General features: G+C 41.7%; 18 protein-coding genes, 2 tRNA genes and 3 rRNA genes. 15 read left to right on the top strand and 8 right to left on the bottom strand.

From position 1 onward, the window contains the following. The first annotated feature begins 72 nt into the window (after nucleotides 1-72). Genes I6J02_RS04010 through I6J02_RS04000 form a run of 3 tightly spaced genes read left to right on the top strand, consistent with a single transcriptional unit; the run spans nucleotide 73 to nucleotide 3,022 of the window. The gene (locus I6J02_RS04010) at nucleotides 73-729 is read left to right on the top strand and encodes a protein-L-isoaspartate(D-aspartate) O-methyltransferase (protein ID WP_003000393.1); all 657 of its coding nucleotides are present in this window, start codon (nucleotides 73-75) and stop codon (nucleotides 727-729) included. 31 nt (nucleotides 730-760) lie between these two features. Then, the gene (locus I6J02_RS04005) at nucleotides 761-2,578 is read left to right on the top strand and encodes a MutS-related protein (protein ID WP_201680555.1); all 1,818 of its coding nucleotides are present in this window, start codon (nucleotides 761-763) and stop codon (nucleotides 2,576-2,578) included. Nucleotides 2,579-2,617: 39 nt separating this feature from the next. Then, nucleotides 2,618-3,022 carry an acyl-CoA thioesterase gene (locus tag I6J02_RS04000; protein WP_201680554.1) on the top strand — a complete coding sequence of 135 codons (405 nt, stop codon included), beginning with the start codon at nucleotides 2,618-2,620 and terminating at the stop codon, nucleotides 3,020-3,022. Between the two features lie 13 nt (nucleotides 3,023-3,035). Here the strand turns inward: I6J02_RS04000 and I6J02_RS03995 are convergent, their stop codons facing one another. The 3 genes from I6J02_RS03995 to I6J02_RS03985 all read right to left on the bottom strand — a co-directional run bounded on the left by I6J02_RS03995 (nucleotide 3,036) and on the right by I6J02_RS03985 (nucleotide 6,057). Continuing rightward, on the bottom strand, nucleotides 3,036-3,410 hold the full coding sequence (locus tag I6J02_RS03995; protein WP_201680553.1) for a DUF779 domain-containing protein: 375 nt from the start codon (nucleotides 3,408-3,410) through the stop codon (nucleotides 3,036-3,038). A 63-nt stretch (nucleotides 3,411-3,473) separates the two neighbouring features. Then, nucleotides 3,474-4,505: an alcohol dehydrogenase AdhP gene (gene adhP / locus I6J02_RS03990; protein WP_201680552.1), complete on the bottom strand. Its 1,032-nt coding sequence runs from the start codon at nucleotides 4,503-4,505 to the stop codon at nucleotides 3,474-3,476. Nucleotides 4,506-4,554: 49 nt separating this feature from the next. Further along, complete coding sequence (locus I6J02_RS03985) at nucleotides 4,555-6,057, bottom strand: aldehyde dehydrogenase family protein (RefSeq protein ID WP_201680551.1); 1,503 nt, start codon at nucleotides 6,055-6,057, stop codon at nucleotides 4,555-4,557. Between the two features lie 257 nt (nucleotides 6,058-6,314). On the opposite strand from I6J02_RS03985, the gene I6J02_RS03980 reads away from it, so the two are divergent. Continuing rightward, nucleotides 6,315-7,217, top strand: coding sequence for an AraC family transcriptional regulator (locus I6J02_RS03980; RefSeq protein ID WP_201680550.1), 903 nt, complete (start codon nucleotides 6,315-6,317; stop codon nucleotides 7,215-7,217). Nucleotides 7,218-7,221: 4 nt separating this feature from the next. Here the strand turns inward: I6J02_RS03980 and smpB are convergent, their stop codons facing one another. After that, nucleotides 7,222-7,677, bottom strand: coding sequence for an SsrA-binding protein SmpB (smpB, locus tag I6J02_RS03975; protein ID WP_201680549.1), 456 nt, complete (start codon nucleotides 7,675-7,677; stop codon nucleotides 7,222-7,224). 391 nt (nucleotides 7,678-8,068) lie between these two features. Here smpB and spt point away from each other — a divergent pair, with 391 nt between their 5' ends. From spt to rrf, 10 genes are all read left to right on the top strand, one after another. After that, nucleotides 8,069-9,268, top strand: coding sequence for a serine palmitoyltransferase (gene spt / locus I6J02_RS03970; RefSeq protein ID WP_201680548.1), 1,200 nt, complete (start codon nucleotides 8,069-8,071; stop codon nucleotides 9,266-9,268). Between the two features lie 6 nt (nucleotides 9,269-9,274). After that, the gene (locus I6J02_RS03965) at nucleotides 9,275-10,396 is read left to right on the top strand and encodes a hypothetical protein (RefSeq protein ID WP_201680547.1); all 1,122 of its coding nucleotides are present in this window, start codon (nucleotides 9,275-9,277) and stop codon (nucleotides 10,394-10,396) included. Then, entirely contained in the window at nucleotides 10,393-11,388 is a 996-nt protein-coding gene (locus tag I6J02_RS03960) for an NAD-dependent epimerase/dehydratase family protein (RefSeq protein WP_201680546.1), read from the top strand. The genes I6J02_RS03965 and I6J02_RS03960 overlap by 4 nt, the downstream gene beginning before the upstream one ends. 11 nt (nucleotides 11,389-11,399) lie before the next feature. Further along, on the top strand, nucleotides 11,400-12,104 hold the full coding sequence (locus I6J02_RS03955) for a CDP-alcohol phosphatidyltransferase family protein (protein ID WP_201680545.1): 705 nt from the start codon (nucleotides 11,400-11,402) through the stop codon (nucleotides 12,102-12,104). Between the two features lie 15 nt (nucleotides 12,105-12,119). Further along, nucleotides 12,120-12,503: a GtrA family protein gene (locus I6J02_RS03950; protein WP_201680544.1), complete on the top strand. Its 384-nt coding sequence runs from the start codon at nucleotides 12,120-12,122 to the stop codon at nucleotides 12,501-12,503. Nucleotides 12,504-13,165: 662 nt separating this feature from the next. Then, nucleotides 13,166-14,688 (top strand): 16S ribosomal RNA (locus I6J02_RS03945). A gap of 118 nt (nucleotides 14,689-14,806) precedes the next feature. Continuing rightward, nucleotides 14,807-14,883: transfer RNA gene (locus I6J02_RS03940), tRNA-Ile, on the top strand. A gap of 8 nt (nucleotides 14,884-14,891) precedes the next feature. Further along, nucleotides 14,892-14,965: transfer RNA gene (locus I6J02_RS03935), tRNA-Ala, on the top strand. Nucleotides 14,966-15,130: 165 nt separating this feature from the next. Next, nucleotides 15,131-18,015 (top strand): 23S ribosomal RNA (locus tag I6J02_RS03930). A 106-nt stretch (nucleotides 18,016-18,121) separates the two neighbouring features. Next, a 5S ribosomal RNA gene (gene rrf / locus I6J02_RS03925) occupies nucleotides 18,122-18,233 on the top strand. The 16S, 23S and 5S rRNA genes sit together here with 2 tRNA genes alongside, the layout of an rRNA operon. Nucleotides 18,234-19,029: 796 nt before the next feature. On the opposite strand, the gene sucD is transcribed toward rrf, so the two are convergent. After that, on the bottom strand, nucleotides 19,030-19,902 hold the full coding sequence (gene sucD / locus I6J02_RS03920; protein ID WP_201680543.1) for a succinate--CoA ligase subunit alpha: 873 nt from the start codon (nucleotides 19,900-19,902) through the stop codon (nucleotides 19,030-19,032). An 82-nt stretch (nucleotides 19,903-19,984) separates the two neighbouring features. Continuing rightward, entirely contained in the window at nucleotides 19,985-20,518 is a 534-nt protein-coding gene (locus I6J02_RS03915; RefSeq protein ID WP_201680542.1) for an RNA methyltransferase, read from the bottom strand. 108 nt (nucleotides 20,519-20,626) lie between these two features. On the opposite strand from I6J02_RS03915, the gene rpsT reads away from it, so the two are divergent. Continuing rightward, nucleotides 20,627-20,881 (top strand): 30S ribosomal protein S20, encoded by a 255-nt coding sequence (gene rpsT / locus I6J02_RS03910; RefSeq protein ID WP_002992614.1) that lies wholly within the window; start codon nucleotides 20,627-20,629, stop codon nucleotides 20,879-20,881. A 112-nt stretch (nucleotides 20,882-20,993) separates the two neighbouring features. On the opposite strand, the gene I6J02_RS03905 is transcribed toward rpsT, so the two are convergent. Together I6J02_RS03905 and I6J02_RS03900 are read right to left on the bottom strand one after the other, a co-directional pair. After that, entirely contained in the window at nucleotides 20,994-21,845 is an 852-nt protein-coding gene (locus I6J02_RS03905; RefSeq protein ID WP_201680541.1) for a DUF1080 domain-containing protein, read from the bottom strand. A gap of 60 nt (nucleotides 21,846-21,905) precedes the next feature. Next, nucleotides 21,906-22,718: a helix-turn-helix transcriptional regulator gene (locus tag I6J02_RS03900; RefSeq protein ID WP_003011532.1), complete on the bottom strand. Its 813-nt coding sequence runs from the start codon at nucleotides 22,716-22,718 to the stop codon at nucleotides 21,906-21,908. Nucleotides 22,719-23,013 lie beyond the last annotated feature (295 nt).

The following is a 23,013-nucleotide window of genomic DNA, read 5'->3' as shown; positions in this document are numbered from 1 at the left end:
ATTCCTTTGAGTGCAAACATTTTGCATTTAAATAGCTTAAATATGCGTTTTTAACGGTATTTTTGGACAGCAATGGCGTACAAATTCGTAGATAATTACAGAGAGAGAGGAGCAAGGAAACAACTTGTCAAGCATTTAGAAAAACGAGGGATCGAGGATAAGCAGGTATTGAAGGCAATAGGTAAAGTACCCCGGCATTTTTTCTTTGATGAGACATTTTGGAATCAGGCTTACCGGGATATTGCTTTTCCTATAGGTGACGGCCAGACTATTTCCCAACCTTATACTGTCGCATATCAATCCGAATTGCTCCACGTGAAAAAAGGAGATAAAGTACTGGAAATCGGTACAGGATCTGGTTACCAAACCTGTATTTTGATGGAATTGGGAGCCGATGTATACACCATAGAACGTCAGGAAAGCCTTTACAACCGTACTATACAAGTGCTGCCTTATATGGGATACAATCCAAAATTCTTTTTGGGAGATGGATCAAAAGGTATTCCAGGTAATGCTCCCTATGATAAGATAATTGTGACTGCAGGAGCGCCTTTCGTTCCTGAGATAATGCTGAAGCAACTGAAGATCGGAGGAGTTTTTGTGATTCCTGTAGGGGATGAGAAAGCCCAGAAAATGGTGACTATTCTTCGGGTTGGAGAGAATGATTTTGAACGAATAGAATTAGATACATTTAGATTTGTTCCTTTAGTAGGAGATCAGGCTTGGTAAATTCCAGGCTTTTTTTATAACTTGACGCCTTATGGATACATCGATTTACTCCACATATACAAATGCTGTGGAGCAGACAAAAGTCGCAATACAGATTTTAGACAAAAAGATTAATAACAATAGTTTTGGCCGTCTGGCCGTTATTCTCGGGGGAGGAGGGCTTCTTTTCTGGAGCTTTCAGCAGAAGCAGATTTGGTTGGTGTCCCTTTTGTTTGCCCTTATTATTATCTTATTTGCCTTTCTTATCCGAAGACAAAGTCGTCTGGAGAAAGAACGGGATAATCTAAAAGCTTTTCTTCGGGTGAATGAGAATGAAATCCTGCTTCGTGAACAACGTCAAAACTGTTATTCAGAAGGTCAGGAGTTTGAAGATGGACGGCATCCCTATCTTTCGGATCTGGATATATTTGGCCGGTATTCTCTGTTTACATTGGTTAATCGTGCTGCTACTAAGCTGGGAATACAACAGCTGGCGCAATGGCTCTCATCTCCGGCAAATAAAGAGACTATACAGCAACGCCAGGAAGCTGTTAAAGAACTGTCCGCCGAACTCAATTGGTGTCAGCAACTACAGACTACACTTATCTTTAATCTGGATCAGCAAATTGAAGTTAAAGCCTTTCTTCGTAAGTATTTTCAAAGCGGCGACTTCTCCTTTGGTAATGCCTTTATGCGAATCTATGTAGCAGTAGTGCCTTTTGTCATGCTTGCAGGTATTATCCTGGCATTAGCAGGAGTCAAAGTTATTGGCTATGTATTTGTTCTTGCATTGATACATATTTTCTGGACATTAGCTATGGCTGGCAGGGTATCGGTATTCTCCAGCAAGATTGATAAAGTAGGAGGGATACTAAATGCATACGCTGAAGGAATACGATTGGTAGAAGATCGTCAGTGGTCATCCACACTTACGAAGACACTACAGAAGCGGGTGTCAGTAGAGGGGAATAAAGGAAAATTATCTGCTGCGTTTAAAGAGTTGGGAGGATTGATCAATAAGCTGGATGCACGCAATAATATTCTTGTAGGAACGGTTCTTAACATGTTCCTGTTGTGGGATTTCAGACAGGTGATGGCTATTGTTAAATGGAAATCCAGATATGAAGAGAATATTCTGGAAGCTTTTGATGTTATAGCCGAATTTGAAGCGTTGCTGAGTTTTGCAACACTAAAAAGGAACTATCCGGACTGGACTTTCCCGGTGATTCTGGAAGATACAAAGCAGAGTAAAATCACAAGTCAGGCCATTAATCATCCTCTGATTAATGAAGCCTATGCTGTTGCCAACAATTATGATGCAAATGAGCATAGTATAGCTCTTGTGACAGGATCTAATATGGCAGGCAAAAGTACGTTCCTGCGAACGGTAGGTATTAATGCTGTACTGGCATATGCAGGTGCTCCTGTATGTGCAACCTCTCTTCAGCTTCCTATTTATAAGCTGATTACGTATATGCGGATCAAAGATAACCTGAATGAAAGCACCTCCACATTTAAGGCTGAACTAGACCGGATGAAATATATCCTGGATACAGTCGGACATGAAAAGGACAGCTTCTTCCTCATTGATGAGATGCTTAGAGGAACTAATTCTGTAGATAAATACCTCGGATCACGTGCTATCATTAAAAAATTGATCACAATGGAAGGAAAAGGTATGGTCGCTACGCATGATCTGCAATTATCTACATTGGAAGCCGAGTATCCCGGTATAGTCCGGAATTATCATTTTGATATTCAGGTAAAGGAAGGAGAAATGCTATTCGACTACAAACTGAAAGATGGAGAGTGTAAGGTATTTAATGCCTCCATGTTGCTGAAAGGCATAGGAGTAGAGATCGAAAACTAAATAATTTTAATCTATTTTTATATTCACAATAACTAATACATGACTTTAGAAGAACGCATAAATTTAGCAGAGACGCGTGTTTGTACAACTGTTTTTCCATTTCTTACCAATCATCATGACACACTCTTTGGAGGAAAGGCAATGGCCATCATGGATGAAGTTTCTTTTATGGCGGCTACTCGTTTTTGCCGTAAAACCCTGGTAACCGTTTCAACAGATAGAATCGATTTTACAAAAGCTATTCCTTCAGGAAGTATTATTGAAGCAATTGCACGCATCGATAGCATAGGGAGGACTAGTCTGAAGGTGAAGGTAGAAATCTATCTCGAAGATATGTATAAAGAGGGACGGGAATTGGCTATCAGTGGGTTATTTACATTCGTCGCCCTGGATGAAGCTAAAAAACCAGTGCCTGTTCTGCAAGGTATCGCTATTGAGGCTTAAATTTAATTTTATATTATTCATTTCGAATTACAGGAGCTAGTTTATCTAGCTCTTCTGCTGTAAAAAGCCTGTAGTGAACTTTGAATGTCTTACCTAAAGGAGTCTCGAGCGAAAATCCACCAGGCCCAAAACCATCCAGTACATCTAAAGTGAAATGTGAATATTGCCAGTATTCAAAGAGATCCCGATCGATCCAGAATTCATACCCTTCCACCAGACCTATCATCGCATCATTCATACGAGGGAAAAATCCCCCTTTTTCAAAACACTGAGGCTGTGTTCCCTCGCAGCATCCTCCGGCCTGATAGAACATCAGATCACCATGTTGAGCAGCAAGCTGTTGGATCAGTGCTTTTGCTTTATCCGTTACATCTATTCGATTTGTCATTGCTAAAGAGTTTTGTAAAGGGAATAAAAGAGGGATGAGAATTTTTACATCCCTCTTTATGATTTAACCTGCAATATCTAATACGATTCGTCCGTCTATTTTTCCGGCTTTCATCTGATCAAATACATTATTGATATCTTCTAACTTTGCAGCTGTTACAGTAGCCTTGACCAAGCCCTCATTTGCAAAGTCCAATGCCTCCTGCAAATCTTTCCGGGTACCTACGATAGATCCTCTGACGGTAATACGTTTCAGTACAGTTTCAAAGATAGGTAACTCAAATGATCCTGGAGGAAGACCGTTAAGAGCAATCGTACCTTTGCGACGCAAAACATCTATCCCCTGCTTGAATGCAATAGGGGATACGGCTGTAATAAGGGCACCATGTACTCCTCCGATTTCTTTCTGGATATATTGACCCGGATCCGTAGTTTTTGCATTTACTGTAATATCAGCACCCAGCTTTTTAGCCAGATCCAGCTTGTCATCCGCAACATCTATTGCAGCGACATGCATACCCATTGCTTTAGCATATTGTACAGCTACATGTCCCAGACCACCGATTCCGGATATTGCGACCCATTCTCCGGGTTTTGTTTCTGTTTCTTTCAACCCCTTATATACCGTTACGCCGGCGCATAAGATAGGCGCAATTTCCAGAAAGTTGACATTGGATTTTAAATGGCCTACATATCGGGCATCAGCAATAACATATTCTGCAAAACCTCCGTCAACACTATATCCTCCGTTTTGCTGAGCTTCACATAAAGTTTCCCATCCTGTAATACAAAAGTCACAGCAACCGCAGGCACTATACAGCCACGGAACACCTACCGCATCTCCTTCTTTTACATTTTGCACGTCCGGACCGGTAGCCACGACATATCCTACTCCTTCATGTCCCGGGATCAACGGCATTTTGGATTTTACAGGCCAGTCCCCCTCGATAGCGTGAAGATCTGTATGGCAGACACCACATGCTACTACTTTGACCAATATCTGATTGCGCCCCGGCTGTTTGACCGGAACCTCTTCTATACTCAACGGCTGGCCGTATCCTCTGGCCACTGCCGCTTTCATGGTTTTTGGAATCATAATTTTTTATTATCAGATAAATAAAAAAGAGCCTAATGTTAAAAGCTTTCTAAAAAAATCCCAGCTTCTCCTTGCTGTATGAGATTAACATATTCTTTGTCTGTCTGTAGTGTCCCAGCATCATTTTGTGGTTTTCGCGACCTACACCAGATTGCTTGTAACCTCCGAAGGGTGCTCCTGCAGGGTAACTGTGATATTGATTGACCCATACCCGTCCTGCCTGAATCGCTCTTGGTATCTGGTACAGTTGATGTGCATCACGTGTCCATACACCCGCACCCAGTCCATATATCGTGTCGTTTGCTATAGCAATAGCTTCAGCCTCATCTTTAAAGGTGGTAACAGCCAGTACAGGGCCAAAGATTTCCTCCTGGAAAATACGCATCTTATTATGACCTTTGAATAGCGTAGGTTTGATATAATAACCATTTTCCAGATCTCCACCCAGATGGTTGATATCTCCTCCTGTCAGCACTTCAGCTCCCTCTTCTTTACCAAGTTTAATATACGATACGATTTTATCCTTTTGTATCTGTGAAGCCTGTGCACCCATCATTACTGTTGGATCCAGCGGATTACCGACCTTGATTTTATTGACACGGTCAATTACTTTTTCGATAAATCTGTCGTAAATGTCTTCCTGAATAAGCAGACGGGAAGGACAGGTGCAGATTTCACCCTGATTGAGCGCAAACAGAACAGCACCTTCAATGGCTTTATCCAGAAACGCATCGTCTTCATCCATAACCGAGCTAAAGAAAATATTAGGAGATTTACCACCTAGTTCTAATGTTACAGGAATTATGTTTTCAGTAGCGTATTGCATAACCAGACGTCCTGTTGCTGTAGATCCGGTGAAAGCCGCTTTAGAGACTTTTGGATTAGTCACAAGAGCACGTCCCAGTTCAGATCCGAATCCATTTACAATATTAACGACTCCGGCTGGCAACAAATCTCCGATAAGTTCTAACAGTACCAGAATAGAGATGGGAGTACTTTCGGCAGGTTTCAGTACCACACAGTTGCCGGCAGCCAAAGCTGGTGCCAGTTTCCATACGGCCATCAGAATAGGGAAATTCCAGGGGATGATCTGAGCAACCACACCGATCGGCTCATGTACGATCAGCGATACTGTGTTTGCGTCCAGTTCCGATAACGAACCTTCTTCAGCACGGATTACCCCTGCAAAATATCTGAAATGATCAATAGCGAGGGGAATGTCCGCATTTAGAGTTTCCCGAACAGCCTTGCCATTATCAACTGTTTCAACAGCGGCAATGTAATTCAGGTTTTCTTCTATTCGATCCGCAATTTTATTAAGAATAATACTACGCTCAGTAGAAGAAGTTTTTCCCCATGATTCGAATGCTTTTGCAGCGGCATCTACCGCCAGCTCCAGATCATCTTTAGTTGAATGAGCGGCTTGTGTAAAAACTTTACCGTCTAAGGGAGAGATTACATCAAAGTATTTGCCCTGAACGGGAGCGGTAAATTTTCCGTTAATGTAGTTGTCATAGCGTTCTTTGAACGCAGGTCTTTCTATTACACTCATATTGATTATGATTTTAAATAAATACTTATACTTGGCTATTTTCAAATATATAAATATGATATTCAGTGTTTTAGCATTATGCTATCATTCTTTAGCACTATACTATCATCTGAAAACAGTGTGGTATAAAGGGAAAGTTTTAATGAAAGAGGAAGCGGAGGAGACTCCTCTTAAAATGACTTCATCGGGATACCAGAGTTTGGTTTTGAGCGTTATTTTAATTAACTTGTTATTCTTGTATTATAAATCTTACAGGCATGAAACATCTTCTCAATCATCTGCCATTTACAGACAAAAAAGAAATCACTACTCTGGTTGAAAACAGACGTGCATTCACTTTAAACAATTTTGAGCTGAATGTATACGAGACTTATCAGGAGAGTAAGCTTGTGCCTCTTAAATTTAATGATCTGGTCATTATCAATATGCTGAAAGGTAAAAAAGTGATGCATCTTTTTGATCGTCCCCATTTTGATTATCTCCCTGGCGAAACGATTGTAGTGCCCCCCTCACTGTCTATGAAAATTGATTTTCCCGAAGCTAAGGAAAATGATCCTACCCAATGTACAGCTCTGGCTGTCGGACATCAGAAGATACAGGAAACAATTAACTATCTGAACGAATATTTCCCAAGGCAACACGGGGAGCAGGAGTGGAGGTTTCATTACGACCAATATCACTTTTATAATAATGCCGAGCTTGCTTACCTGACTAATAAACTTTTTGATATCTCGTTGAGTAAGGAGTTGCACAAAGATGTATTAGCTGATCTGACACTCAAAGAGCTTCTCATCCGCATTATGCAGACCCAGAATCTGTTAGTTGTAGAAGGTCCTGTCCTGTCCTCCAATAACCGGCTTCATGCAGTGACAGAATTTATTCTGCATAATATTCATGAAAATATTACAGTAGAAGACCTGAGCAAAAAAGCAAATATGAGTAAGCCTAGTTTTTACAGAACCTTTAAAGAGGAGACAGGTATAAGCCCTATGGAATACGTCATTCGGGAACGTATAAAAAATGCGAAAAAAGTACTGCAAAGTTCAAAAAGTATTAAAGAAGCCTGCTACGCAAGCGGCTTCAGTAATATCAATTATTTTGTGCGTATGTTTAAAAAACAAGAAGGAATCACTCCTGGAGTTTTTCTAACAATGTCGTAACTTCTTATCTTTTCATCGCCCGGTCAAGCTCCCGTTTCGCATCTCTGTCCTTGATCGTGTCGCGTTTATCAAAGTCCTTTTTACCCTGTGCCAGTGCTATTTCCACTTTAGCAAATCCTCTTTCATTTACGAAAATACGTAACGGAACTATAGTAAATCCTTTCTCATCACCTTTCGCTCTGAGTTTTTTGAGTTCTCTCTTTGTAAGTAACAGCTGACGATCGCGCTTTGCTTCGTGATTGTAGAATGATCCATGAGAGTATTCGGCAATATGCATATTGCGGATGTATAAGCCCTTTTCGAAAAAAGCGCAGAAACTGTCATTAATATTTGCCTTCCCTTCACGTATAGATTTAATTTCTGTACCCAGGAGTTGAAGTCCGGCGATATATTTATCTAATAGATGATATTCGAAAGATGCTCTTTTATTTTTGATATTTATATTTGCTGCTAATGTCATTTTATTTTGTATATTGCTTATTAATTGCTTTACAAAGGTAATCAATTACGGCCTAACCGTTTCGAGACCTGACGAGATTATTTTATGTACGTAGTGTTAAAATAAAATTAAATTTATGATATTTACATGTCAAAAAATTGTAGTTACAAACAAGGAATGCTGGATTTAGTTTCGTATGTTTGCACGAGTTTTTGAGTTCCTTCCGGGAGCTCCGTTCTTTTTAATTTATTGATAATGAAGGTCTTAAAGAGGGAAATGTCATTATTATTTGAGGTTTTTGTTTCAAATAAAGCGTTTTATTTGTTGAACATTTGTCCGAAATGGTAAATTATCAAAGAAAAAAATAGGAATTATATTGATTTTACTAAAATAGAAAAAGCCTTTTATTCGCATGAGCAAAGGAAAGTTAAGCGAGAGAATTTCGCATTTTAATATTGTCGAAGAGCTGAAGTCGAAAGGTCTGTATGCTTATTTTAGACCTATCCAGTCGAAACAAGATACAGAGGTGATGATTGACGGCAAAAGGGTGCTGATGTTTGGCTCCAATTCATATCTGGGATTGACAATTGATCCGCGTATTATAGAGGCGGCTCAAGACGCTCTTTCAAAATATGGGACAGGTTGTGCCGGATCTCGCTTTTTGAATGGAACGCTGGATATTCACATTGAATTGGAACATAAATTGTCTCAATTAGTGGGTAAAGAAGCCTCCATCCTTTTCAGTACAGGATTTCAATCCAATCTGGGACCTATCTCATGTCTGATGGGACGTAATGATTATATTTTACTGGATGAGAGAGACCATGCGTCTATCATTGACGGTAGCCGTTTGTCTTTTTCCAAAGTTATAAAATACGGTCATAATGATATGGACGACCTTCGGGCCAAATTATCACGTCTTCCTTCGGAAAGTGCTAAACTTATCGTCACTGACGGTATTTTCAGTATGGAAGGTGACATTGTCAACCTGCCTGAAATGGTTAAAATTGCTGATGAGTTCGATGCAGCTTTGATGGTCGATGATGCACATAGTCTGGGGGTAATCGGAGAACATGGTGCAGGTACTGCTTCTCACTTCGGATTGACAGATAAAGTTGATCTGATAATGGGAACATTCAGTAAGTCGCTGGCTTCTCTGGGTGGTTTTGTAGCCGGTGATGCAGATGTTATCGATTACTTAAAACACAATGCACGTTCTGTCATGTTCAGTGCAAGTATGACTCCGGCTTCTGTTGCCTCAACGTTAAAAGCGTTGGAGATTATGATCAGTGAGCCTGAGCATATGGAAAACCTTTGGAAAAACACAAATTACGCAAAACAATTATTGTTAGACAGCGGTTTTGATCTGGGTGATACGGAAAGCCCTATATTACCGATATTTATTCGTAACAATGAGAAAACATTCTGGGTGACTAAAATGTTGCAGGATGATGGCGTTTTTGTCAATCCTGTAGTATCTCCGGCAGTTCCTTCAGAAGAATCTTTAATCAGATTCTCACTGATGGCTACACATACTTTCGATCAGATCGATGAGGCCGTGGAGAAAATGGTTCGCGTTTTTAAACAAGCAGAAATTGAATCTTTAATCTAATCTCCTATGATTCAGATTATTCCCGTTGAAACAAAGAAACAAAGACGGATCTTTATTGATTTTCCGCATGACCTTCATGCGGAAGATCCAAATTATGTCCCTGAAATCTTTTTAGGTCAGGCGGACTTACTCACCCCCGGCAAACATCCTTTTTACAAGCATTCACAGGTTCAACCGTTTTTGGCGTATCGCGATAATAAGCTGGTAGGCCGTATAGCCGGGATCTGGAATGTACGTAACAATGAGTTTAACAAAGTAAACGAAGGTGCATTTGGTTTTTTTGATTGTATCAATGATCAGGAAGTCGCTGACAAATTGTTTGGTGCCGTTATTGCCTGGGTGAAAGAAAAAGGCGGTGATCATATTGCCGGACCATTTAATCCTTCAACAAATGACGTCTGTGGTTTATTAGTTGAGGGTTTTGACCGTCCGCCGATGGCCATGATGCCTTATAATCCTTCTTACTACATTGATCTGATTGAAAAAGCCGGACTCTCCAAGCGTGTAGATCTTCTGGCATATTACATTAATACAGCAGAAGCAGATCAGCGATCAGTACTCTTGCTGGATAAGTTGGAAGAACGTTTGAAACGATCAGGTATTATTCTGCGTCAGATTAATCTGAAAGATTTTAAAAACGAATCAAGTAAAATCAGGGAGGTCTATAACAAAGCCTGGGATCAGAATATGGGATTTGTACCTATGACTGATGATGAGTTTGATTATGTGGCAAAAGATCTGAAAATGATCGTTGATCCAAGATTTGCATTAGTAGCAGAGAAGGGGGATGAACTTGTAGGATTTGCTGTTGGAATTCCTAATATCAATGAAATTCAGATCAAGATCAAACGAGGAAGATTACTTCCTACCGGTATCTTCAAGCTCCTTTTTGGAAAAAGTAAGCTTAAAACTCTTCGCGTACTGATGTTAGGGGTTTTAGATGATTACAGAAAAATGGGTATCGAAGCCTGTCTGTATGGTCGTATTATTAAAAATGCATCACCTGCAGGTATCAAAGGAGCAGAATGTTCCTGGATGTTAGAACATAATTACATGATGAATCATGCCATTGAGCAAATCAATGGTAAATTATATAAGCGTTATCGTTTTTACGAGAAAGCGATATGAAAGAAAAAGTCCTAATAACCGGGGCTAGCGGATTTGTCGGGTTTCACTTAGTTGAAGCAGCCAAATCCGCCGGCCTTGAGGTTCATGCGGCAGTACGTAAATCCAGTGCCGTTTCCCAAATCGAGCATGCTGTTGACAAATTCGTTTATCCGGATTATGAAGATACAGACGGATTAGTTGCCCTGTTGGAAGAGCATCAATACCAATATGTGATTCATGCAGCAGCAATGACAAGAGCTAAAAAGGAAGAAGACCTGATCCGGGTCAATAAACAATATACACTAAACTTATTCTCCGCTGTTTTCAAAGCCGCTATTCCTTTAAAAAGAGCTACCTTTGTAAGCAGTCTGGCTGCGGTAGGTCCTATTTCTATCGAACAAGGTCTCCTTTCAGAACTATCTCCGTATCATCCTGTGACTGCATATGGACGCAGTAAACGTGAATCGGAAAAGGCCATAAAAGATCAATTCGGAGATAAACCATTGACGATTATCCGGCCTACAGCAGTTTACGGACCCCGGGAAAAGGATATATATGTACTTTTCAAAACGTTGAACAGTGGAGTAGATGCTTATATCGGACGATCTCCTCAGCAACTCAGTTTTATCTACGTGAAGGATTTGGTACAAGCGATTCTTCAATCTTGTTTTGCAACACACGCTCAGTTTAAAATATATAACATAACAGACGGTCAGGCTTATGATCGTTATCAAATGGCTAATATTTTTAATAATGTACTGCAAAAGAAAACCTTTAGGATTCATCTTCCTCATGGGGTCGTCGGATTAGTGGCACGATTATTTGAGTGGGCATATAAACGTTCTGCAAAAATACCAGTCTTATATCCGGAGCGATTAAATGAACTTACGGCTGCAAACTGGGCCTGTGATATTACGGCAGCACGAAGAGAACTGGGATTTGATCCGCAATTTGATTTGAAAAAGGGATTGGAAGAAACATTATTGTGGTATAAGGAGCATAAGTGGTTATAATTTGAGGTTGTATGAGTGAATTGAAAATAAATAAAAAATTGTTTCAGGATCGTAAGCGAACTAATATTCTGAGCAATCCTGAACAAAAGTTGATTACCTATTTAGTACCCAAAATACCTTCCTGGATTTCTTCTGATATGCTGACAGGTATAGGGACGTTTGGATCAGCACTCATCTTACTTGCTTTTATTTTAGCCAAACATATTGCTGTTGAATATTTACTGTTAGGAATTCTGGGGTTTATGATTAACTGGCTTGGTGATTCACTGGATGGACGTCTTGCATTTTACCGTAACAAATCCCGGAGATGGTATGGCTTTTCTCTGGATATTATAATGGATTGGATCAGTACGGTCATGATCGGGTTCGGATATATTATATATGCAACCGGTGTTTTTGAGGTGATCGGCTATATTCTGGTTGCTTGTTATGGCTGGAGTATGATTATATCTCAGTTGAGATACAAGGTTACTGATAAATATACCATAGATGCCGGATTTGTAGGACCAACAGAGATTCGTGTTATTATTAGCATGGTGCTGGTGCTGGAGGTTGTATTTCCGGGGGTAATTAATTATCTGGTTGCAGCTATTTGTGCGATTTTGGTGTTTATTAATTTCAGAGATACCGGATTGTTGTTAAAGATGGGGGATGTAAGAGACATGGAAGAGAGAGCCGCCAAAGAACAACAGGAACGATTGAAAAAGGTAGATTAAGCCCTTCCCCTGGAAATGAAACAAAAAATAGGAGCTTTTATTAAAGCACAGGCATCAGCTTTTATCGGTGGAGCATTCGATTATGGCGTCATGGTTTTTTGTAAAGAAGTCATCGGGATTGATGTCAAGAATGCCATTCGTATATCCGGAAGTCTTGGAGCAGTTGTCAATTTCACTTTAAACCGATATTGGGCATTTAAAAAGAGCGACAGTCCTGTCGGTAACCAAATCTGGAAATTTATTTTGGTAGTATTAGGTAGTATCTTTCTTAAATCTGAAGGTACTCCTTTAGTTTCTAATTTACTCCATATTGATTATAAGATCGGAAGATTAGCCGTAGAGCTTATCGTTTCTTTGGGATTTAACTATCCTTTGCAAAGATTCTGGGTTTTTAAATAAATGCAGTATTAAGACATAATTATATAAAGAAGAGCGGGATTATTCCCGCTCTTCTTCGTTATAACGCATTTTATACTTCAAGTTATCAGCTAGTTAAGATTATTATGGAAAAAAGCTTTGGAAAAGGTTTGGAAGTAATGAGTTTAAAGTTCTACCTTTGCACCACTCCGCAAGGGAGGGACGGTTGTTTCGCAAGGGACGACACTTGAAAAAAGGAGGTTTAGAATAACGGGAGGGCATATTTTTTATAAAAAAGATTTGTGTATACCGAAAAAGATTTCTACCTTTGCCATCCCTTACGGGAGCTAAGCTGAGCGGTTTCGGATAGAGATCGGGAGGTGGAAAAAAAGGGAAAGAAAGAGCCAGAAAATATTTTCACAAATATTTTGGAAGTTTAAAAAAGATTTCTACCTTTGCAGTCCCTTCAGAAACGAAGGAAAAAACAAGATCAAAACGGGCGCAATGCCTTATTGAAATAGAAGCTGAAACGAGAGTGGAAGCGCGAAGTTCTTTAAAGAAATAATCATGTAGCGTAACGAGTAGTTGATTAGTCAGCGAAAGTTAACAAACAATCAACCAAGTCAATTCAGGTTAGAAATTAACAAAAGACAATTCTAATTATTTTTATTGATAAATAGTTAGGTGTCGAACAATTCATTATTACAATGGAGAGTTTGATCCTGGCTCAGGATGAACGCTAGCGGCAGGCCTAATACATGCAAGTCGAACGAGATTATCCAGCTTGCTGGATATGAAAGTGGCGCACGGGTGCGTAACGCGTGAGCAACCTACCTCTGTCAGGGGGATAGCCCGGCGAAAGTCGGATTAACACCGCATGACATTATAGATGTGGCATCACATTATAATCAAATATTTATAGGACAGAGATGGGCTCGCGTGACATTAGCTAGTTGGAGAGGTAACGGCTCACCAAGGCAACGATGTCTAGGGGCTCTGAGAGGAGAATCCCCCACACTGGTACTGAGACACGGACCAGACTCCTACGGGAGGCAGCAGTAAGGAATATTGGTCAATGGAGGGAACTCTGAACCAGCCATGCCGCGTGCAGGATGACTGCCCTATGGGTTGTAAACTGCTTTTATCGGGGAATAAACCTACGTTTGTAAACGTAGCTGAATGTACCCGAAGAATAAGGATCGGCTAACTCCGTGCCAGCAGCCGCGGTAATACGGAGGATCCAAGCGTTATCCGGATTTATTGGGTTTAAAGGGTGCGTAGGCGGTTCTTTAAGTCAGAGGTGAAAGACGGCAGCTTAACTGTCGCAGTGCCTTTGATACTGAAGAACTTGAATGCGGTTGAGGAATGCGGAATGAGACAAGTAGCGGTGAAATGCATAGATATGTCTCAGAACCCCGATTGCGAAGGCAGCATTCCAAGCCGTTATTGACGCTGATGCACGAAAGCGTGGGGATCGAACAGGATTAGATACCCTGGTAGTCCACGCCCTAAACGATGATAACTCGATGTTGGCGATAGACAGTCAGCGTCCCAGCGAAAGCGTTAAGTTATCCACCTGGGGAGTACGCCCGCAAGGGTGAAACTCAAAGGAATTGACGGGGGCCCGCACAAGCGGAGGAGCATGTGGTTTAATTCGATGATACGCGAGGAACCTTACCCGGGCTTGAAAGTTAGTGAATGATCCAGAGACGGATCAGTCCTTCGGGACACGAAACTAGGTGCTGCATGGCTGTCGTCAGCTCGTGCCGTGAGGTGTTGGGTTAAGTCCCGCAACGAGCGCAACCCCTATGTTTAGTTGCCAGCACATAATGGTGGGGACTCTAAACAGACTGCCTGCGCAAGCAGAGAGGAAGGTGGGGACGACGTCAAGTCATCATGGCCCTTACGTCCGGGGCTACACACGTGCTACAATGGTCGGTACAGCGGGCAGCTACACAGTAATGTGATGCCAATCTCTGAAAGCCGATCACAGTTCGGATTGAGGTCTGCAACTCGACCTCATGAAGTTGGATTCGCTAGTAATCGCGTATCAGCAATGACGCGGTGAATACGTTCCCGGGCCTTGTACACACCGCCCGTCAAGCCATGAAAGTTGGGGGTGCCTAAAGCATGTAACCGCAAGGAGCGTGTTAGGGCAAAACCGATAATTGGGGCTAAGTCGTAACAAGGTAGCCGTACCGGAAGGTGCGGCTGGAATACCTCCTTTCTAGAGTACTTGAATTGGTGCTCGTTACGTATACACATGATTAAAGAAAGACATTAAGAAGAAAGTACCCATCCCAAGAAAAAGGAATGGAGTTACCGAGAGAGATTAAGAAAAAGCTAGTCCCGTAGCTCAGTTGGTTAGAGCACTACACTGATAATGTAGGGGTCAGCAGTTCAAATCTGCTCGGGACTACCACACAAGCCGGGGAATTAGCTCAGCTGGCTAGAGCATCTGCCTTGCACGCAGAGGGTCAACGGTTCGACTCCGTTATTCTCCACTAAAGAAATGTGTTATCGAGTGATAGCATGGTAAGTTTCTTAACGAGTTCTTTGACATATTGAAAGAAAAAAATTACAAGAGAAGACAACAGTAGAGACGTTTTCCATTAATTTGGAGAACACAATACAAGCATCACCATAGTAGCAAAAGGGCTATGCGTGAGAAGAAAGTAAATAAGGGCACACGGGGGATGCCTAGGCTCTCAGAGGCGAAGAAGGACGTGATAAGCTGCGATAAGCATCGGGGATTGGCAAATGCGACTTGATCCGATGATTTCCGAATGGGGCAACCTAACATACTGAAGGTATGTTGTATAATACGCGAACGCGCTGAACTGAAACATCTAAGTAGGCGTAGGAGAAGAAAATAATAATGATTTCCCAAGTAGTGGCGAGCGAACGGGAAAGAGCCCAAACCATAATTGTTACGGCATTTATGGGGTTGTAGGACCACGACGTTGTATTGACCGTATGAAGTAGAAGCAGATGGGAAGCTGCACGATAAGGGTGATAGTCCCGTATACGTAAAGAGGGTCAGCATAGTGGTATCCTGAGTACCGCGGGGTCGGAGACGCCCTGTGGGAATCCGGCGGCACCATCCGCCAAGGCTAAATACTCCTGAGAGACCGATAGTGAACCAGTACCGTGAGGGAAAGGTGAAAAGAACCCCGAACAGGGGAGTGAAAAGAACCTGAAACCGTGTGCTTACAAGCGGTTGGAGCAGAGTGATTCTGTGACAGCGTGCCTTTTGCATAATGAGCCTACGAGTTACTCTTGTCTGGCAAGGTTAAGTGGTTCAGCCACGTATCCGAAGCGAAAGCGAGTCTTAATAGGGCGCATAGTCAGATGAGGTAGACGCGAAACCTTGTGATCTACCCTTGGGCAGGTTGAAGTTGCAGTAACATGTAATGGAGGACCGAACCGATAAACGTTGAAAAGTTTCCGGATGACCTGAGGGTAGGGGTGAAAGGCTAATCAAACTGGGAAATAGCTCGTACTCCCCGAAATGTTTTTAGGAACAGCGTGAGAGTTTAGTTTGATAGAGGTAGAGCTACCGATTGGGTGCGGGGGAGTCAAATCCTACCAAATCCAGACGAACTCCGAATGCTATCAAATATATCTTGCAGTGAGGCTTTGGGTGCTAAGGTCCAAGGCCGAGAGGGAAAGAACCCAGACCATCAGCTAAGGTCCCCAAATATACACTAAGTTGAACTAACGAGGTCCGGTTGCCCAGACAGCTAGGATGTTGGCTTGGAAGCAGCCATTCATTTAAAGAGTGCGTAACAGCTCACTAGTCGAGCGGCCGGGCGTGGATAATAAACGGGCATCAAGTGTATTACCGAAGCTATGGATTATATACAAGAGTATATACTGGTAGGGGAGCATTCTATAGGGGGCGAATCGTCATGGTAATGTGGCGTGGACTTTATAGAAAAGCAAATGTAGGCATAAGTAACGATAAGGCAGGTGGGAAACCTGCCCACCGAAAGACTAAGGTTTCCTGATCAACGCTAATCGGATCAGGGTTAGTCGGGGCCTAAGGTACACCCGAAGGGGGACAACCGATGGACAACTGGTTAATATTCCAGTACTTTTTATAACTGCGATGTGGTGACGGAGTAGTGACACTGCCGCGAACTGACGGAATAGTTCGTTAAAAGGCGTAGGTATTAGAGATGTAGGCAAATCCGCATTTTTAGCTGAAACCCAATAGTACAGCAAAGCTTCGGTGGCGCTGATAGAGCAGGTAAGCAGACTTCCAAGAAAACCCGCTAAGCTTCAGGTTATAAAAACCCGTACCGTAAACCGACACAGGTAGTCGAGGAGAGAATCCTAAGGTGCTCGAGTGAATCATGGCTAAGGAACTCGGCAAAATGGCCCTGTAACTTCGGGAGAAGGGGCGCTTCCTCACGAGAGTGAGAAGCCGCAGTGAAAAGGCCCAGGCGACTGTTTAACAAAAACATATGGCTTTGCAAAATCGAAAGATGAGGTATAAGGCCTGACACCTGCCCGGTGCTGGAAGGTTAAGAGGGGATGTCATCGCAAGAGAAGCATTGAATCGAAGCCCCAGTAAACGGCGGCCGTAACTATAACGGTCCTAAGGTAGCGAAATTCCTTGTCGGGTAAGTTCCGACCTGCACGAATGGTGTAACGATCTGGGCGCTGTCTCAGCCATGAGCTCGGTGAAATTGTGGTATCGGTGAAGACGCCGGTTACCCGCAACGGGACGGAAAGACCCCATGCACCTTCACTATAGCTTAACATTGGAATTGGGTACAGGATGTGTAGGATAGGCGGGAGATGTTGAAGCGGCTTCGCCAGGAGTCGTGGAATCAACCTTGAAATACCGCCCTTTCTGTATTCGGTTTCTAACTCGATCAAGTCGAGGACATTGTTTGGTGGGTAGTTTGACTGGGGTGGTCGCCTCCAAAAAGGTAACGGAGGCTTTCAAAGGTAAGCTCAGTACGCTTGGTAACCGTACGTGGAGTGCAATGGCATAAGCTTGCTTGACTGTGAGACCGACAAGTCGAACAGGGTCGAAAGACGGACATAGTGATCCGGTGGTTCTGTATGGAAGGGCCATCGCTCAAAGGATAAAAGGTACGCTGGGGATAACAGGCTGATCTCCCCCAAGAGCTCATATCGACGGGGAGGTTTGGCACCTCGATGTCGGCTCGTCACATCCTGGGGCTGGAGAAGGTCCCAAGGGTTGGGCTGTTCGCCCATTAAAGTGGCACGCGAGCTGGGTTCAGAACGTCGCGAGACAGTTCGGTCCCTATCTGTTGTGGGCGTTGGAAGTTTGAGTGGATCTGATCTTAGTACGAGAGGACCGGATTGGACAGACCGCTGGTGAACCTGTTATGCCGCCAGGTGTACGGCAGGGTAGCTACGTCTGGAATAGATAAGCGCTGAAAGCATCTAAGTGCGAAACTAGCCACGAGATGAGACTTCCTTATAGGGTCGTAGAAGATGACTACGTTGATAGGTTGTAGGTGTAAAGGTAGAAATACCATAGCCGAGCAATACTAATAGCCCGAAGCTTTCTCAAGCAGATAACACTGTTGTCTTCCTCTTTAATTATTTCTTTCAATATAATGTCATTGATGTTATTGTGGCTAATGAGAGTTAGTTATTATATAATATCAAAAAAGTATTCAGGTGCCTATATCGGCGGTGTCTACCTCTTCCCATTCCGAACAGAGCAGTCAAGCCCGCCAGAGCCGATGGTATTGCCGTAACAGGTGGGAGAGTAGGTCGGTGCCTTTTTTTATACGAAAGCCCTTTCTGGAAACAGATAAGGGCTTTTTTGTTTTCAAACGGGAGGTAATGGTAATAGCTGCTGACAAAGCCGGGCAGCAAAACACTCCACATCAAATATCTTCCACATTCAAATACAAAAGCTGGTGTGAGCGTGCCGCTCGTACCCATGTAATACAGGCACAAGCAGCGCTACGCTTATGCTTGCGCCAGAGTTAGGATAACGGTTTTACCGAACTATTCTCTCTCCTTTCCAAGGAGAGATCCCGGTTTACCGGGAGAGAGGTTAAGAACTGCTATTCCAACAGCATACTTCTACTGCTTATTAACTACTGAACGACTATACTGTTGGGAAAACCCTAACAGAGCATAAAAGCAAAAGCTGGTGCGAGCGTGCCGCTCGTACCAAGATAATACAGGCACAAGCACCGCTACGCTTATGCTTGCGCCAGAGTTAGTAAAGGTTTGCCCGAATTATTCTCATTGCTATTCCAACAGCATACTTCTACTGCTTATTAACTACTAAAGAACTATACTGCTGGTTGAGACAACAACAGACGCATAAGAAAGCAAAACGCTGGTGCGAGCGTGCCGCTCGTACCAAGGTAATATAGGCACAAGCACCGCTACGCTTATGCTTGCGCCAGAGTTAGTGACAACGGTTTGTCCGTCGTCACTGAATACTATAGAGAGACATAAGGAATTGCTTATACCTGGCAAATAATGGTTAAATAGAGGAGTGTAAGGCTATAATAAAAAAGCCGGAGTAATTCTACTCCGGCTTTTAATATTTCAGTAAGAACGCTTATTTAGCTAATTCTTCAGCGATTGCTTTTCCGATTTCAGCAGGGGATTCTACAACGCGAATTCCACATTCTGCCATGATTTTCATTTTAGCAGCAGCAGTATCATCTGCACCACCTACGATTGCACCAGCGTGTCCCATACGGCGTCCCGGAGGCGCTGTCTGACCTGCGATAAAACCAACAACAGGTTTTGTACCGTGTTCTTTAATCCAACGAGCAGCTTCAGCTTCCATACCACCACCGATCTCACCAATCATGATGATACCTTTAGTTTCAGGATCGTTCATTAATAATTCTACAGCCTCTTTAGTAGTTGTACCGATAATAGGGTCACCACCGATACCGATAGCTGTAGTAATTCCTAATCCTGCTTTCACAGTTTGATCTACTGCTTCGTATGTTAATGTTCCTGATTTTGAAACGATACCTACAGTACCTTTTTTGAATATAAAACCTGGCATGATACCAATTTTAGCTTCATCTGCAGTAATAATACCCGGACAGTTCGGACCGATCAAACGAGAGTTTTTGTCACTCAAGTAAGATTTTACCTGAATCATGTCTTTTGTAGGAATACCTTCAGTAATACAAACGATTACTTCGATACCTGCAGCAGCAGCTTCCATAATCGCATCAGCAGCAAATGCCGGCGGTACGAAGATGATAGATACGTTAGCACCGGTTTTGTCTACAGCATCCTGAACAGTGTTGAATACCGGACGGTCCAAATGTTGCTGACCACCTTTGCCCGGAGTTACACCACCTACGACATTTGTGCCATACTCAATCATTTGAGTAGCGTGATAAGTACCTTCTGTTCCTGTAAAGCCTTGTACGATAACTTTTGAATCTTTATTAACTAGTACACTCATTTTTGTCTTGTTTTTTGCATCACAAATCTACTGTTTTGCGATGATATCTAAAAGTTTAAATAACGAACTTCTGAACTATTTTTCAATTAAATCTGTTTTTTACAACAAAATCCCATAAGACGATCCCGATTGTGACAGAAATATTAAAAGAATGCTTGGTGCCGAATTGGGGAATCTCCAGACATCCGTCCGAAATCTTCATAATCTCTTCATCTACACCGTGTACTTCATTGCCGAATACAAAGGCATATTTCTGATCTGATAAAGGTTCAAACTGATGTAACATCACACTGCCTTCTGCCTGTTCTATCGCTAATATCTGATATCCTTCAGCTTTTAATGCCTGCAGTCTGCTGACCACATCAGGGGCATGTTCCCAATCTACAGATGAGGTGGCGCCCAGTGCTGTTTTTTCTATTTCACGATGAGGAGGAGTACCGGTAATACCTCCCAAAATAATTTTTTCGACTGCGAAAGCATCTGAAGTACGGAAGGCCGAGCCTACGTTGTGCATACTTCTTACATTATCCAATACCAGTATAACCGGTATTTTAGATTGCTTTTTAAACGTTTCGACATCAGGACGCTGCAATTGGTCCATGGATAATTTTTGCATATACAAAGATAAGCAAGCAAAACTTTAATTTAGATTTTGATATATGAAAAATATGGGTTATTTTTGCAGTCCGAAATTTAAGTAAAGAAATAAAATTAGCTAATAAAAATGGCAAATCATAAATCAGCGATCAAAAGAATTAGAGCAAATGCAACTAAGCGTTTGAGAAACCGTTACCAAGCAAAAACAACTCGTAACGCAATCAAAAAATTACGTAACACTACTTCAGCAGAAGAAGCTAAAACTTTATTACCTCGTGTAATTTCTATGTTGGATCGTTTGGCTAAGAAAAACGTAATTCACAAGAAAAAAGCTGCTAACAACAAATCGAAATTGACTAAATTGGTTAACAAATTAGGTTAATTCCTCGTTAGACCTGTTTAAAGCGATATAGTAGGGATACATGAATAATGTATCCCTTTTCTCGTTGTAGTATAGCAAAAGGCCTGATTATATGTAATCAGGCCTTCTGTTTTTATTTCTGTGTAATGATTTGTTGTATGATCTTGTCCAGTTTTTCAGGATCTTTCATGTAAGGCTCCAGATTATATAATTCGACCTTTTTGAAATCTATTGGGTGACTTTCACTCTGAAGAGAAATATATCCCTGCTTTAACAGTTGTCCGTCTTTTTTCTGAGCCGGATCGTAGTCGGATACACTTCCTCCTCCGATCTGAGGTTTATTATACTCCAATACCACCTGACCTTCGAGAATATGTTGAATAACAGAATCTCCTAATACCACAAAGTCTGCTGTTACCCATTGATCTCCGTGGTAAGTTTTGGATTTGGAGCTGATACAATGCGGGGTGAATAATTTGTCATTCATTACGACATTAGTACCGGGAGTGCAGAGGTTGCTTGTCGTACGTTCATTTTTTCCGTCTCCACCTAACAGCTGTCCTTCAATAGATATCGGGAAGTCCTGATTTTTTAACATAGTACGCGGATCCTGGCCATGCAGCATTGCTCCGCTGTTGCGCCATGCCCAACCTTCACCTTCCGGTGCCTGTTCTCCTACAAAACGGTACTGTACGCGTAAGACATATGCACTGAATGGTTTGTCATAGGCAATATGACCATATTGTTTGTCAAAGGATTTATAACCATCATATCTTACTTTGAGCAGGCCATCTTCAACTCTGAATGTATTTGCATAATTATCACCAACTTCGTGTTGGCGGATCTTAATGATCCAGTTTTTCATGTCTTTTCCGTTGAATAACTGGATTGGTTTGGGTTTCTTTACAGTTTGTGCAACTAATGGAGCTGAGGAGAATAATAAAGCTCCTATGCTTAGAGCTGCAAATGCATTCTTTAGTTTCATAGTATGGTTTGTGTCTTTCGCTAAAGATAGTGAAAAAATAACAGGAAGGAGAGGTTCTGCTTACAGCAAATGGTTTTTGTGCTTGACATATTCACTTGGCCGGACGCCCACTATTTTATTAAATGTATTACTGAAAGTAGGAAGGCTGCTATATCCGACTTTTAGTGCCACTTCATTGACTGTTAACTTTTCATCCAATAAGAGTTTCAATGCCTTTAACATCCTTAGAATGGTATAGTATTGTATGAAGGACATGTTAAGTTCTTTTTGGAAGAGACGGGCCAGCGTACGTTCGCTGATGTCAAACTGTTTGGCTACATCTTTAAAACTTACATTTTCTTCAATCCTGCTATCCAGATAAGTAATAATATCCTTTAATTTGGTATGACTCGGATAAGGCAAAGCCAAAGGAAGTTCTGTCTGAGATAGTTCCGGCAGAATCAGTTTAAATGCTTTGGCAATGGAGTATTTAGGCTCTTCAACAGGGAATATATTGCCATTCCATCTGTTTGTAAACATGATCAGTTCTATCAGCAGATCGTTTACAGGATAGATATTAATCTTATCAAAGAAATCCGTATCTGTTTCAAATTTGGGGAAATACAGATTTCGCATAATTACTTCAGGACTGCTTGGATGAATACTGTGCTTCATACCTGATGGGATCCAAATGTAATGACGTGCCGGTAAGAAAAATGATTTATCCGGCGTCTTTAGAAATACTACTCCGCCTTCAGTATATAGAAATTGCCCTTTTTGATGCATATGTTCCGCAATAAAGCTTTCGCCCATCACTTTATGATGACAGTAGATGCTATCTTCAAACGCATCTACTTCTGTCATGTAATACCGATCTACATATTTGGCTTCCATCTTCGAGAAATTTTAATAATTAAATCCTTGATTAACAATTATAATCCATAAAAGTAAGTTTATACTTACCTGTAAACTGCTCAAAAGTTAGTTGATACTCATTTTTGATGGTTGTATTCTTGATTATAACGGTCATACTATCAATATCTTACATAGATAAGAATGTCTTATTCAGGTAAAAAAGTAGTTAATAAAATGATATTAATCACTGATTCATAAATATTTACAAATATATCGTCTTTATTGGATAATTTTGTGGCAAAACGCAATAAAATGCCAAATAAATAAATGGTTA

The organism is Sphingobacterium spiritivorum (assembly GCF_016725325.1).
Lineage (GTDB): Bacteria > Bacteroidota > Bacteroidia > Sphingobacteriales > Sphingobacteriaceae > Sphingobacterium.
The sequence above is the reverse complement of the archived record's forward strand: the minus strand, read 5'-3'. Positions and strand labels throughout refer to the sequence as shown.